At 67.3% G+C, this 12,294-nt stretch carries 9 protein-coding genes; 6 read left to right on the top strand and 3 right to left on the bottom strand.

Annotation, left to right across the window (positions count from 1 at the left end; all coding sequences use genetic code 11):
• Positions 1 to 242: 242 nt before the first annotated feature.
• The 3 genes from MYA_RS05360 to MYA_RS05350 all read right to left on the bottom strand — a co-directional run bounded on the left by MYA_RS05360 (position 243) and on the right by MYA_RS05350 (position 1,976).
• Positions 243 to 884, bottom strand: coding sequence for an NAD(P)-dependent oxidoreductase (locus MYA_RS05360; RefSeq protein WP_014722766.1), 642 nt, complete (start codon positions 882 to 884; stop codon positions 243 to 245).
• 130 nt (positions 885 to 1,014) lie between these two features.
• A complete protein-coding gene (locus MYA_RS05355; protein WP_011884064.1) occupies positions 1,015 to 1,455 on the bottom strand; it encodes an Rrf2 family transcriptional regulator in 441 nt (146 codons plus the stop codon).
• 92 nt (positions 1,456 to 1,547) lie between these two features.
• The gene (locus MYA_RS05350; RefSeq protein WP_011884063.1) at positions 1,548 to 1,976 is read right to left on the bottom strand and encodes a hypothetical protein; all 429 of its coding nucleotides are present in this window, start codon (positions 1,974 to 1,976) and stop codon (positions 1,548 to 1,550) included.
• Between the two features lie 191 nt (positions 1,977 to 2,167).
• On the opposite strand from MYA_RS05350, the gene MYA_RS05345 reads away from it, so the two are divergent.
• The 6 genes from MYA_RS05345 (at position 2,168) to MYA_RS05320 (ending at position 12,294) form a co-directional block, all read left to right on the top strand.
• Positions 2,168 to 2,503: a hypothetical protein gene (locus MYA_RS05345; protein ID WP_011884061.1), complete on the top strand. Its 336-nt coding sequence runs from the start codon at positions 2,168 to 2,170 to the stop codon at positions 2,501 to 2,503.
• A gap of 253 nt (positions 2,504 to 2,756) precedes the next feature.
• On the top strand, positions 2,757 to 3,950 hold the full coding sequence (locus MYA_RS05340) for an ammonium transporter (protein ID WP_011884058.1): 1,194 nt from the start codon (positions 2,757 to 2,759) through the stop codon (positions 3,948 to 3,950).
• A gap of 194 nt (positions 3,951 to 4,144) precedes the next feature.
• Positions 4,145 to 6,100 (top strand): PhoX family protein, encoded by a 1,956-nt coding sequence (locus MYA_RS05335; protein ID WP_041493803.1) that lies wholly within the window; start codon positions 4,145 to 4,147, stop codon positions 6,098 to 6,100.
• Between the two features lie 584 nt (positions 6,101 to 6,684).
• Positions 6,685 to 7,509, top strand: a complete 825-nt coding sequence (locus tag MYA_RS05330; RefSeq protein WP_011884053.1) for an IclR family transcriptional regulator — start codon at positions 6,685 to 6,687, stop codon at positions 7,507 to 7,509.
• Between the two features lie 288 nt (positions 7,510 to 7,797).
• Complete coding sequence (locus MYA_RS05325) at positions 7,798 to 9,165, top strand: MdtA/MuxA family multidrug efflux RND transporter periplasmic adaptor subunit (protein ID WP_041493950.1); 1,368 nt, start codon at positions 7,798 to 7,800, stop codon at positions 9,163 to 9,165.
• A gap of 15 nt (positions 9,166 to 9,180) precedes the next feature.
• Positions 9,181 to 12,294: an MdtB/MuxB family multidrug efflux RND transporter permease subunit gene (locus MYA_RS05320; RefSeq protein WP_011884049.1), complete on the top strand. Its 3,114-nt coding sequence runs from the start codon at positions 9,181 to 9,183 to the stop codon at positions 12,292 to 12,294.

Here is a 12,294-nt window from a genome sequence, read left to right as displayed (position 1 = left end):
AGAAATTTTTTCTATGCATCCAGCATAACGGGGAACAATATGGAAAGCACTCGCTGCCGTCGACCGGGATAAATACCAATCCGCGCGCGTCGGACACCGCCTCATCCCGGTTCGGGCGCGGGCGGCGCCGAGTTACGCCGCCCGTCAAACGAAACAGGCAACTTCACCCGTTCGGGTGAAATCGCCTGAAGTCACGACAACGGCGGCCGCCGCGCATGGACGGCGCGGCGGCGCGGCAGCGGTCAATACGCGACGGTCGCGATCTCGCGCACGAAGCTGTGCTGCTCGAGCGCATCGACGAACGCGACGGCGTAATCCTCCGCCGAGATCCGGCTGTCGCCGTGCGCGTCGGCGATCAGCGTGCCCGCGCCGGTGCGGAACGTGCCGGTGCGCTCGCCGGGCGCGATCAGTGCGGCGGGCGCGAAGAACGTCCAGTCGAGATCGCCGACCGTTTTCAGATAGTCGAGCGCTTCGCGATGCGCCAGCGCGACCGCCTTGTACGCCTGCGGGAAGCCGTCGGTGTCGACCAGTTGCCGGCCGGGCGCGACTTCGAGCGAACCCGCGCCGCCGACCACGACGAGCCGCTTCAGCCCGGCCTGCCGTGCGCCCGCCACGAGCGCCCGCGCGGCCGCGACGACCTTCGCGGCATCGTCCTGCTGCGGGCCGTATGCGCTCGCGACCACGTCGTGACCCGGCAGCACGGCCGCAATGCTGGCCGGCTCGAACAGGTCGGCCGCCTGCGCGACGATGCCGTCGCCGGCCGCGCCCGGTCGGCGCGACAACGCGGTCACGCGATGGCCGCGGCGGGCCGCTTCAGCGGCGATGCGCGAGCCGATCATCCCGGTGGCGCCGAACAGCGCGATGTTCAATGGATGGTGCGTCATGTCGATTCTCCAGAAATAAAAGTAACTATAGCGATTACATATAAGGCCGAAAAAAACGGAGCGAACTCCGTTGCGCGAACCACCGCGCGGCCCACCAGGCGCCGCCCCAGCGCCTTCACCAGCCGGCGCCCTACCCCGCGCCGCTGCGTTGCTCCGATGCGAGCACGTCCGCCGTGACGTCGGCGAGCGTGCGCGTGGCGAGCGATGCTTCCATCGCGCGCTGCGCATCGCCGATATAGTCGATCAGCACGCCCTGGATGTGCCGCCCGACCATGCACGCCGGATTCGGCGCCTCGCGATGGAGCGCGAACAATTGCGCATCGTCGACCGCGCGATACACGTCGAGCAGCGAGATGTCGCCCGGCTCGCGCGCGAGCAGCGCCCCGCCGCCCGCGCCGAGCTGCGACGTGGTCAGCCCGGCCGCCGCCAGCATCGACAGCAGCCGCCGGATCAGCGCCGGGTTCGTGTTCACGCTGCCCGCGATGATCTCGGACGACAACGGCACGCCGTCCTGCATCGACAGCAAGGCAAGCACGTGCACGGCAAACGCGAACCGGCTGCTGGTATTCATTCGTCACTCGCTCAACGACGCCGGCCCGAACCGCGACCGGCGACAATGTGTAACAACTATAATTACATTTAACGACTTGCGCAAGCGCGCCGTCACTGGCCGCTGGCAGGCTTTGCGCCGGCCGCGTTCTGCTGGCTCCACTGCTGGAGCTTCTTGCCCGCCTCGGCCATCTTCGCGCCGGCTTCGGACGCCGCATGCGCGACGACCGCCGACGCGGCCGCATCGAACTGCGCCTGCGCGGCCGATGCCAGCCCGCTCGCGGAAAGCGGCGGCACCGCAGACGCAGCCGACGCGATGCCGGCCTTCGCGGCATTGAGCTGCTGGCTCACGGTGCTCGCTACCTGGTCGAGCGCCTGGGCCGCATGGTTCGCGGCATCGGCGGCCGCGCTCGCAGCCGTATCGGGTTGGTTCGCCGGCGCACCGGACTTCTCGCAGCCCGCGAGCAACAGCACCGTAGCAGCGGCCGCAGCCGCCAGCATCGCGCCGGGCGCGCGTCGCGCCGGCCATGTCTTCATCTTCATCAGCAATCTCCGGCCATGCAGGTACGGCCTGGTTGGTTGGACCGGTGTCGATGATACCGCCTGTGTCACCGCGGCCATGAAGCGTCGCGATCGAACACGCGGTGCAATTTCGAATTCGTCTGATTCAAGCGCCTGCGCAACGCTACTAAAGTCGGCAGGCCTACAACCGTTTCGCTCGCTTCCCGCTCCCCATGGCTTTTCTCATCGACTGGTTCATCGCGCTGGCCGCGGCACTCGCCACCAGCCTGTTCGTGTGTCTTCGCGCGCCTGCCGCGCGGCGCTTTCGCGACGACGGCCGCCCGCGCCGCGTCGCATCCGCGCGCCTGCTCGCCCAGGCAGTGATCGGCTTCTGGACGGCGGCGCTGATCGTCGTGCAGGGCATTCTCGGCCCCGACGGCCACGGACAATCGGTCACCGGCTTCGCCTCGCTGGCAATCGCCGCGCTCGGGCTCGCCGCCGTCGCCACCTATTGGACCGCCCGCGCGCTGCGGCTGCGCCGCCCGCGCCACATGTTCACGCGCCACTGACGCACCAGACCGGCGCATCGCACCGCACCACCACGCGCCACACGCGCCAGCACGCGCACCAGTTGCGCACACTCCGCACCGCACGCGTGCGTTTTCTGCCGAAATGACGCCGTCGGCAGCTCGCCCCGTTTTCGTGCAACCCTCACCCGAAAGCCGCGCCGTACGGCACTTCGCACCAACTACACGCAATCACTCACCAACTTGGCTCGAAATTTGCGTTCCTTGCCCATTTTTTGCGCAAGGATGTAACGGCATGGATGGTCTGAAATCCGGCGTCGACACACTGTTCCTGTTGATCGGCGCCGTCATGGTGCTCGCGATGCACGCGGGCTTCGCTTTCCTCGAACTCGGCACGGTCCGCAAGAAGAACCAGGTCAACGCGCTGGTGAAGATCCTGGTCGACTTCTCGGTGTCGACGCTCGCGTACTTCTTCATCGGCTACACGATCGCGTACGGCGTCGAATTCTTCGACGACATCGGCTCACTGTCGCAGCACAACGGCTACGCGCTGGTGCGCTTCTTCTTCCTGCTGACGTTCGCCGCGGCCATCCCGGCAATCGTGTCCGGCGGCATCGCGGAACGCGCGAAATTCAATCCGCAGCTCGTCGCCACGATGATCATCGTCGGCTTCATCTATCCGTTCTTCGAAGGGATCGCATGGAACGAGCGCTTCGGCGTGCAGGCGTGGCTCACGCACGCCTTCGGCGCGCCGTTCCACGATTTCGCGGGCTCGGTGGTCGTCCATGCCTTCGGCGGCTGGGTCGCATTGCCGGCCGTGCTGCTGCTCGGCGCACGCCACGGCCGCTATGCGAAGGACGGCCGCATCGCCGCGCATCCGCCGTCGAACATTCCGTTCCTCGCGCTCGGCGCGTGGGTGCTGGCGGTCGGCTGGTTCGGCTTCAACGTGATGAGCGCGCAGACGCTCGACAAGATCAGCGGCCTCGTCGCCGTGAACTCGCTGATGGCGATGGTCGGCGGCACGCTCGCCGCGTGGATGGCCGGCCGCAACGACCCGGGCTTCACCTACAACGGCCCGCTCGCCGGCCTCGTCGCGGTGTGCGCGGGCTCCGACGTGATGCACCCGATCGGGGCGCTCGTCACCGGCGCCGCGGCCGGCGCGCTGTTCGTCGCGATGTTCACCTGCGTGCAGAACAAGTGGCGCATCGACGACGTGCTCGGCGTGTGGCCGCTGCACGGCATGTGCGGCGCGCTCGGCGGCCTCGCGGCCGGCGTGTTCGGGATGCCCGCGCTCGGCGGCCTCGGCGGCGTGTCGTTCATGTCGCAGCTGATCGGCACGCTGGGCGGCATCGCGATCGCCACCGCGGGCGGCACGCTGGTGTACGGCGCGCTGAAGGCGACCGTCGGCCTGCGGCTCGATCGCGAAGCCGAGTTCGACGGCGCGGATCTGTCGATCCACCGCATCTCGGCAACGCCCGAGCGCGACTGAGCGTCGTCGGCGCGTGAGGCGGGCGTCGGACCGCGCCGCCTCACGCCAGCCCGCCCTATCATTACGTTTTCAATTCAAAAAACTTTCATCTAGCGTCCCTACACTTCCGTCCAGTTTTCAACCTGCCTTCGTCTTGCTTGCCGCTCGCCTGCACGATGAAAGCCATTCTTCCAACATCTGAAACTGGACTCCACATGCCCGCGTTGCCCAATGCTTCCCGTCGTCAGGCCCTGAAGATCCTCGCCGGGGCGCCGATGCTGCCCCTTTCCGGCCTCGCGCTGCCGGCCCTGTTGACCGGCTGCGGCGGCGACGACAATCCGACGGCCACGCCGGCCGCCGCCTATGCGTCGGCCGCGTTCGCGGCGATGGCTGCGCCGACGCTCGACAATCCGGGCGCGATGGCCGCCACGACGGTGGGCTCGACGCTGGCGGTGTCGTTCTCGGACGGCTCGTCGCGCAACTTCAAGCTCGCGTACCGGCCGTTCTTCGTGACGGGCGACATGGTGCCGGACGGCAAAGGCGGCACGATCCTCGCGGGCGGCTACTACGACATCAACAACCAGCCGATCATCGACCGCTCGGTGGCCGGCAAGGAGCGCCAGTTCTATTCGGACTGTCCGGACGGCAGCTCGCTGCTCACGCTGAAGAACGCGAACGTGGCGGGCGTGAAAGGCAACACGGTGTTCGCCGTCGTGCAATTCGAATACACGACGCGCGACCAGGCGAGCGCGTCGCAGTACGGCCAGCTGCCGTCGCCGATCGCGGTCATCACGCTCGACCAGGATCCGGCCACCGGCGCGCTGAAGGTCGTCAAGTATCACAACGTCGACACGTCGAAGGCGCACGGGCTGTGGATCACCTGCGGCGCGAGCCTGTCGCCGTGGGGCACGCACCTGTCGAGCGAGGAATACGAGCCGGACGCGACGAAGGCCGCGACCGACGCGCAGTTCAAGGCGTTCAGCCGCAACACGTTCGGCGACGAGACGAAGGCGAACCCCTACCACTACGGCCATCTACCCGAGATCACGGTGAATCCGGACGGCACCGGCACGGTAAAGAAGCACTACTGCCTCGGCCGCATCTCGCACGAGCTGATCCAGGTGATGCCGGACCAGCGCACCGTGCTGATGGGCGACGACGCGACCAACGGCGGCCTGTTCATGTTCGTCGCCGACAAGGCGGCCGACCTGTCGGCCGGCACGCTGTACGTCGCGAAATGGACGCAGACGACCTCGGCCGGCGCCGGCAGCGCGACGCTCACGTGGATCAGGATCGGCCATGCGACGAGCAGCGAGATCGAGACGCTCGCGAACACGCTGAAGGCGTCGGACATCATGGACGTCGCGACGGTCGATCCGGCCGACGCGAGCTATACGAAGATCCACTTCGGCGGCAAGTTCAACTGGATTCGCGTGAAGCCGGGGATGGAAAAGGCCGCCGCGTTCCTGGAGACGCACCGCTATGCGGCGCTGATCGGCGGCAGCATGGCGTTCACGAAGCTCGAGGGCACGACGGTCAACGCGCGCGACAAGATCGTCTACTCGGCGATGTCGCGGATCGAGACGTCGATGATCAAGGGCAACGCGGTGTCGCGCGACGTCGCGCTCGACAAGAAGATCGCCGCGGGCGCCGTCTACGCGCTGAACCTGAAGGGCAGCCAGCGCGACACGACGGGCGCCTCGATCGACAGCGACTGGGTGCCGGTCGACATGAGCGCGCCGGCCGCGCTGGTCGGTGAGGACCTGGCCGCCGCCGACGCGCTCGGCAACCTTGCGAACCCGGACAAGATCGCGAACCCCGACAACCTGAAGTTCTCGGAGAAGCTGCGCACGCTCTTCATCGGCGAAGACTCGGGCATGCACGTGAACAACTTCCTGTGGGCGTACAACGTCGACACGAAAGCCCTCACGCGCGTGCTGTCGTGCCCGGCGGGCGCCGAATCGACGGGCCTGCACGCGGTGGACGAGATCAACGGCTGGACCTACATCATGAGCAACTTCCAGCACGCGGGCGACTGGGAGACGCCGCTGCACGACAAGGTCAAGCCGACGCTCGATCCGCTCGTGCGCGCGAACTTCAAGGATCGCTTCGGCGCAAGCGTCGGTTATCTGACGGCCGAGCCGACCAGCATCAAGCTCGCGAAGGCCTGAGCGTCAACCGGGGCGCGCGGCGCCCCGCTTCATTGTCACGTTTCATTCGTCGGCGCTCCACGCCGTCTTCTGCGCGATGCCCATTGCGGGCGTCGCGCTTTTTTTTGCACGGCGATGAAGGCGGTGCGAACGACGACGTGGCCGGGCGATAGACTCGCGGTTGACGCGGTAGACTGCGCTGTCGGGGAAACTGCGGCGTTCGGCCGCAGGTGTCGGCGTTGCGTCGGCGGCGGGCAAAAAAAAGCGCCACGGAGACCGTGGCGCTAAAAAAGTTCTAGCCATTCCGAGGGCCGTGCTAGAACCTGAGAGACTGCGCGAAACACCGTAGCGGGTTAAACTCCTGAAACGATGTTTCGAAAACGTGAGACATTCTTTCCGTTTCCAGCCGCCAAGTCAAGCGGTATTTGCACCGGCCTCTTCACTTTCCGGCAATAGTGAGTTGGCGGTTTCCCCAGTAAACCCAAGGGTGAACCCGTAAAATGTCATACGATGAACGATTCACCCATAGAACATGCATGTTTTGACAATCATCGTACAATTCTAACAAAATTGAAATCGAGTTTCGGAAATAGAGAGAACCGCACGTGTCGACATCTGTAACGCCTCCTGCGCCCCGAGATCGCGAATCGTCGCCGGACGAGATCACCGCCCTCGCGCGCGGTCTCGCCGTGCTGCGCCGCATCGCTGCGGCCGACGCCCCGGTAAGCAATCGCGAGCTGACCGAATTGACCGGTATCCCGAAGCCGACGGTATCGCGCATCACCGCGACGCTCGTCAGCGCCGGCTTCCTGTTCCAGTTACCCGACAGCGAACGCTTCGTGCTGACGGCGTCCGTCCTCGAGCTGAGCCACGGCTTCCTGCGCAACTTCGACATTCGCGCACGCTCGCGGCCGTTCATGATCGAACTGGCCGAACGCACGTCGCTGTCGGTGCACCTCGCGGTGCGCGACCGGCTCGACATGGTCGCGATCGACGTGATCCGGCCGCGCTCGGCGGTGCTGGTCACGCGTCTGGAAATCGGCTCGCGGATGGACATCGCGCGCACGGCGGTCGGCCGCGCGTATCTCGCGGCGCTCGAGGACGACGAGCGCGACACGCTGCTCGACGCGCTGCGCGCGACGGCCGGCGACGACTGGCCGCTCGTGTCGGCGCGCCTGAAATCCGGCCTCGACGAAGCGCTCCGCGACGGCCATGCGCTCGCGGTCGGCGAGTGGCGCGAAGGGCTGAACGCCGTGGCGGCCGGGTTCGTCGGGCCGTCGGGCCAGCGCTATTCGGTGAACTGCGGCGGCGCGTCGAGCCAGTGCTCGCCCGAATGGCTGCAGGAACACGTCGTGCCCGCGCTGCACGAATGCATCGCGAAGATCACGCGCGAGATCGGCGGCTCGCCGGCGCGGCGCAGCGTCGTGTAATCGATTCGTCATCGTCGCGTCGCGTTCTTCGTGTGCTGTAACGGCCGTAACCCGTTGAAAGATGGGCCACTGGACTGTAGCGGGGACGGCACGTAGGATCATGCCCATCGTCGCGCCGCAGCCGCGGCGCACAATGCGCTCTTTCCCGCGCGGATCCGACGGGCCGGACCGAGCCGGCCCCGCCGGCGCTGCATGCGCACGCGCGATCGGCGCGATCGGCGCATTTGCCGCGTTTACCGCGTGTACGGCGCCTACCGGCACGCCGCGCCGCCTTCCCGACAGAACACGATGGACAACCAACCCAAGCCCACGCCCCCTTCGAAGGACCCTGCCCCAACTGCCGCGCGGCGCCCGCGCCGCACGCTCGCGATCGGCACGCTCGCGGTCGTCATCGTCGGCGGCCTGCTGTGGTGGCATCCGTGGCAGCGCACGCCCGCCGACGCCCCCGGCACCGCCGGCCCGGCGTCCGGCGCGATGGCCGGCGGCGGCCATCGCGGCCGCGGCGGCCCCGCTGCGATGGCGAACGTGCCGCAGCCCGTGTCGGTCGCAACCGCGACGCAAGGCGAGATGCCGATCGTGCTGTCCGCGCTCGGCACCGTGACGCCGCTCGCGAACGTCACCGTCAAGAGCCAGCTGTCGGGCTACCTGCAGTCGGTCGCGTTCCAGGAAGGCCAGATCGTGAAGAAAGGCGACCTGCTCGCGCAGATCGATCCGCGCCCGTACCAGGTCTCGCTCGAGAACGCCGAAGGCACGCATGCGCGCGACACGGCGCTGCTCGCGACCGCGCGTCTCGATCTGAAACGCTATCAGACGCTGCTGTCGCAGGACTCGATCGCATCGCAGACGGTCGACACGCAGGCGTCGCTCGTCAAGCAATATGAAGGCACGGTGAAAACCGACCAGGCCGCGATCGACTCCGCGAAGCTCAATCTCACGTACGCGCGCATCACCGCGCCGGTCGCGGGCCGCGTCGGCCTGCGTCAGGTCGACGCCGGCAACTACGTGACGCCGGGCGACACGAACGGGATCGTCGTGATCACGCAGCTGCAGCCGATCAGCGTGATCTTCACGACCTCGGAAGACAACCTGCCGGCGATCCTCGAGCAGGTGAACGCGGGCCGCAAGCTGTCGGTCACCGCCTACAACCGCAACAACACCGTGCCGCTCGAGACGGGCTCGCTCGAGACGCTCGACAACCAGATCGACACGAGCACCGGCACGGTGAAGCTGCGTGCCACGTTCGCGAACACCACGGGGCGGCTGTTCCCGAATCAGTTCGTCAACACGCGGCTGCTCATCGACGTGATCCGCAATGCGACGATCGTGCCGACCTCGGCGGTGCTGACCGGCTCGATCGGCCAGTTCGTGTACGTCGTCAAGCCCGACAACACGGTGACGGTGCGCAAGGTCAAGACCGGCCCGGTCGACGGCGAGCGCACGAGCATCGTCAGCGGCGTCGCGGTCGGAGAGCGCGTGGTCACCGACGGCTCCGATCGCCTGCGCGAAGGCTCGAAGATCTCGATCCCCGCCGACAAGCCGAACGGCGCGTCGGGGGCTTCAGGCACAACCAGTGCATCGGACGCATCGCGCACGGGCGCCCATCGCGGCGGCCACCGCACCGGCGCGTCGCACGCAGCGGCCGCGTCGGCCCCGTAACGCGCGGGCCGCTCGATGAATCCATCCCGCCTGTTCATTCTCCGGCCGGTCGGCACTGCGCTGCTGATGGCCGCGATCATGCTGGCCGGCCTCGTCGCGCTGCGCTTCCTGCCGCTCGCCGCGCTGCCCGAAGTCGACTATCCGACGATCCAGGTCCAGACCTTCTATCCGGGCGCGAGCCCGGAGGTGATGACGTCGTCGGTCACCGCGCCGCTCGAGCGGCAGTTCGGGCAGATGCCGTCGCTGAACCAGATGTCGTCGCAGAGCTCGGCCGGCGCATCGGTGATCACGCTACAGTTCTCGCTCGACCTGCCGCTCGACATCGCCGAGCAGGAAGTGCAGGCCGCGATCAACGCGGCCGGCAACCTGCTGCCGTCCGATCTCCCTGCCCCGCCGATCTATGCGAAGGTGAACCCGGCCGACGCGCCGGTGATCACGCTCGCGATCACGTCGAAGACGCTGCCGCTCACGCAGGTGCAGGACCTGACCGACACGCGCCTCGCGATGAAGATCTCGCAGATCGCGGGCGTCGGCCTGGTGAGCCTGTCGGGCGGCAACCGGCCGGCCGTGCGGATCCAGGCGAACCCGACCGCGCTCGCGAAGTACGGGATGAACCTCGACGATCTGCGCACGACGATCTCGAACCTGAACGTCAACACGCCGAAGGGCAATTTCGACGGCCCGACGCGCGCCTACACGATCAACGCGAACGACCAGCTCACGAGCGCCGACCAGTACAACGACGCGGTGGTCGCATACAAGAACGGCCGCCCGGTGATGCTCACCGACGTCGCGCAGATCGTCGCCGGCTCGGAGAACACCAAGCTCGGCGCCTGGGTGAATGCGGAGCCGGCGATCATCCTGAACGTGCAGCGCCAGCCGGGCGCGAACGTGATCGCGACCGTCGACGCGATCAAGGCGCAGTTGCCGAAGCTCCAGGAGACGCTGCCCGCCGCACTCGACGTGCAGATCGTCACTGACCGCACGACGATGATCCGCGCCGCCGTGCGCGACGTGCAGTTCGAGCTGCTGCTCGCGGTCGCGCTGGTCGTGCTGGTGATGTACCTGTTCCTCGCGAACGTGTATGCGACGCTCATCCCGAGCCTGTCGGTGCCGCTGTCGCTGATCGGCACGCTGGCGGTGATGTACATGGCCGGCTTCTCGCTGAACAACCTGTCGCTGATGGCGCTCACCATCGCGACCGGCTTCGTCGTCGACGATGCGATCGTGATGATCGAGAACATCGCGCGCTACGTCGAGGAAGGCGACTCTGGGCTCGAGGCCGCGCTGAAGGGTTCGAAGCAGATCGGCTTCACGATCATCTCGCTGACGGTGTCGCTGATCGCCGTGCTGATCCCGCTGCTGTTCATGGGCGACGTGGTCGGACGCCTGTTCCACGAATTCGCGATCACGCTCGCGGTGACGATCGTGATCTCGGCGATCGTGTCGCTCACGCTCGTGCCGATGATGTGCGCGACGCTGCTGCGCCATTCGCCGCCGCATGAAAGCCATCGCTTCGAAGCGCGCGTGCACCGCGCGATCGACTGGGTGATCGCCCGCTACGCGGTCGCGCTCGAATGGGTGCTGAACCGCCAGCGCTCGACGCTGGTGGTCGCGCTGCTCACGCTCGCGCTGACCGCGCTGCTCTACGTGTACGTGCCGAAGGGCTTCTTTCCCGCGCAGGACACCGGCGTGATCCAGGCAATCACGCAGGCGCCGCAGTCGATCTCGTACGGCGCGATGGCCGAGCGCCAGCAGGCGCTCGCCGCCGAGATCCTGAAGGATCCGAACGTCGAGAGCCTCACGTCGTTCATCGGCGTCGACGGCACCAACATCACGCTGAACAGCGGCCGCATGCTGATCAACCTGAAGGCGCGCGACGCGCGCAGCGAGTCGGCCGCGCAGATCATTCGCGACCTGCAGCGGCGCGTCGCGAACGTGACCGGCATCTCGCTGTTCATGCAGGCCGTGCAGGATCTGACGATCGACTCGACCGTGAGCCCGACGCAATACCAGTTCATGCTGACGAGCCCGAACCCCGAAGAGTTCGCGACCTGGGTGCCGAAGCTCGTCGCGCGGCTGCAGCAGGAGCCGTCGCTCGCCGACGTCGCGACCGATCTGCAGAGCAACGGGCAGTCGGTCTACGTCGAGATCGACCGCGCGAGCGCCGCGCGTTTCGGCATCACGCCGGCGACCGTCGACAACGCGCTGTACGACGCGTTCGGCCAGCGCATCGTGTCGACCATCTTCACGCAGTCGAACCAGTACCGCGTGATTCTCGAATCGGAGCCGCGCGAGCAGCATTACGCGCAGTCGCTGAACGACATCTATCTGCCGTCGGCCGGCGGCGGCCAGGTGCCGCTCGCGTCGATCGCGACGTTCCACGAACGGCCGTCGCCGCTGCTGGTCGCGCACCTGTCGCAGTTCCCGTCGACCACGATCTCGTTCAACCTCGCGCCGGGCGCGTCGCTCGGCGAGGCCGTGAAGGCGATCGGCGCGGCCGAGCACGACATCGGCCTGCCCGGCTCGTTCCAGACGCGCTTCCAGGGCGCGGCGCTCGCGTTCCAGGCGTCGCTGTCGAACCAGCTGTTCCTGATCCTCGCGGCGATCGTCACGATGTACATCGTGCTCGGCGTGCTGTACGAGAGCTACATCCATCCGATCACGATCCTGTCGACGCTGCCGTCGGCCGGCGTCGGCGCGCTGCTCGCGCTGATGATCACCGGCCACGACCTCGACATCATCGGCATCATCGGCATCGTGCTGCTGATCGGCATCGTCAAGAAGAACGCGATCATGATGATCGACTTCGCGCTCGAAGCCGAGCGCGTCGAAGGCAAGCCGCCGCGCGAGGCGATCTACCAGGCGTGCCTGCTGCGCTTCCGGCCGATCCTGATGACGACGCTCGCCGCGCTGCTCGGCGCGGTGCCGCTGATCGTCGGCGCCGGCGCGGGCTCCGAGCTGCGCCAGCCGCTCGGCATCGCGATCGCGGGCGGCCTGATCGTGTCGCAGGTGCTGACGCTGTTCACGACGCCGGTGATCTATCTCGGCTTCGACAGCCTCGCGCGCCGGACGCGCGGCTGGTTCGAGCGGCACGGCCCCGGCGCCGGCAAGCGGACCGGTGCGTAA

The sequence above is a fragment of the Burkholderia sp. KJ006 genome (genome assembly GCF_000262695.1).
GTDB lineage: Bacteria > Pseudomonadota > Gammaproteobacteria > Burkholderiales > Burkholderiaceae > Burkholderia > Burkholderia vietnamiensis.
Note: the sequence above shows the minus strand (reverse complement) of the source record. Positions and strands in the feature narration are given on the sequence as shown.

Bases quoted from the DNA above. Each gene is read 5' to 3' on its own strand.
- MYA_RS05350 (WP_011884063.1), bottom strand. From the start codon at position 1,976: ATGAAGATGAAGACATGGCCGGCGCGACGCGCGCCCGGCGCGATGCTG.
- MYA_RS05325 (WP_041493950.1), top strand. From the start codon at position 7,798: ATGGACAACCAACCCAAGCCCACGCCCCCTTCGAAGGACCCTGCCCCA.
- MYA_RS05335 (WP_041493803.1), top strand. From the start codon at position 4,145: ATGCCCGCGTTGCCCAATGCTTCCCGTCGTCAGGCCCTGAAGATCCTC.
- MYA_RS05355 (WP_011884064.1), bottom strand. From the start codon at position 1,455: ATGAATACCAGCAGCCGGTTCGCGTTTGCCGTGCACGTGCTTGCCTTG.
- MYA_RS05345 (WP_011884061.1), top strand. From the start codon at position 2,168: ATGGCTTTTCTCATCGACTGGTTCATCGCGCTGGCCGCGGCACTCGCC.
- MYA_RS05340 (WP_011884058.1), top strand. From the start codon at position 2,757: ATGGATGGTCTGAAATCCGGCGTCGACACACTGTTCCTGTTGATCGGC.
- MYA_RS05360 (WP_014722766.1), bottom strand. From the start codon at position 884: ATGACGCACCATCCATTGAACATCGCGCTGTTCGGCGCCACCGGGATG.
- MYA_RS05320 (WP_011884049.1), top strand. From the start codon at position 9,181: ATGAATCCATCCCGCCTGTTCATTCTCCGGCCGGTCGGCACTGCGCTG.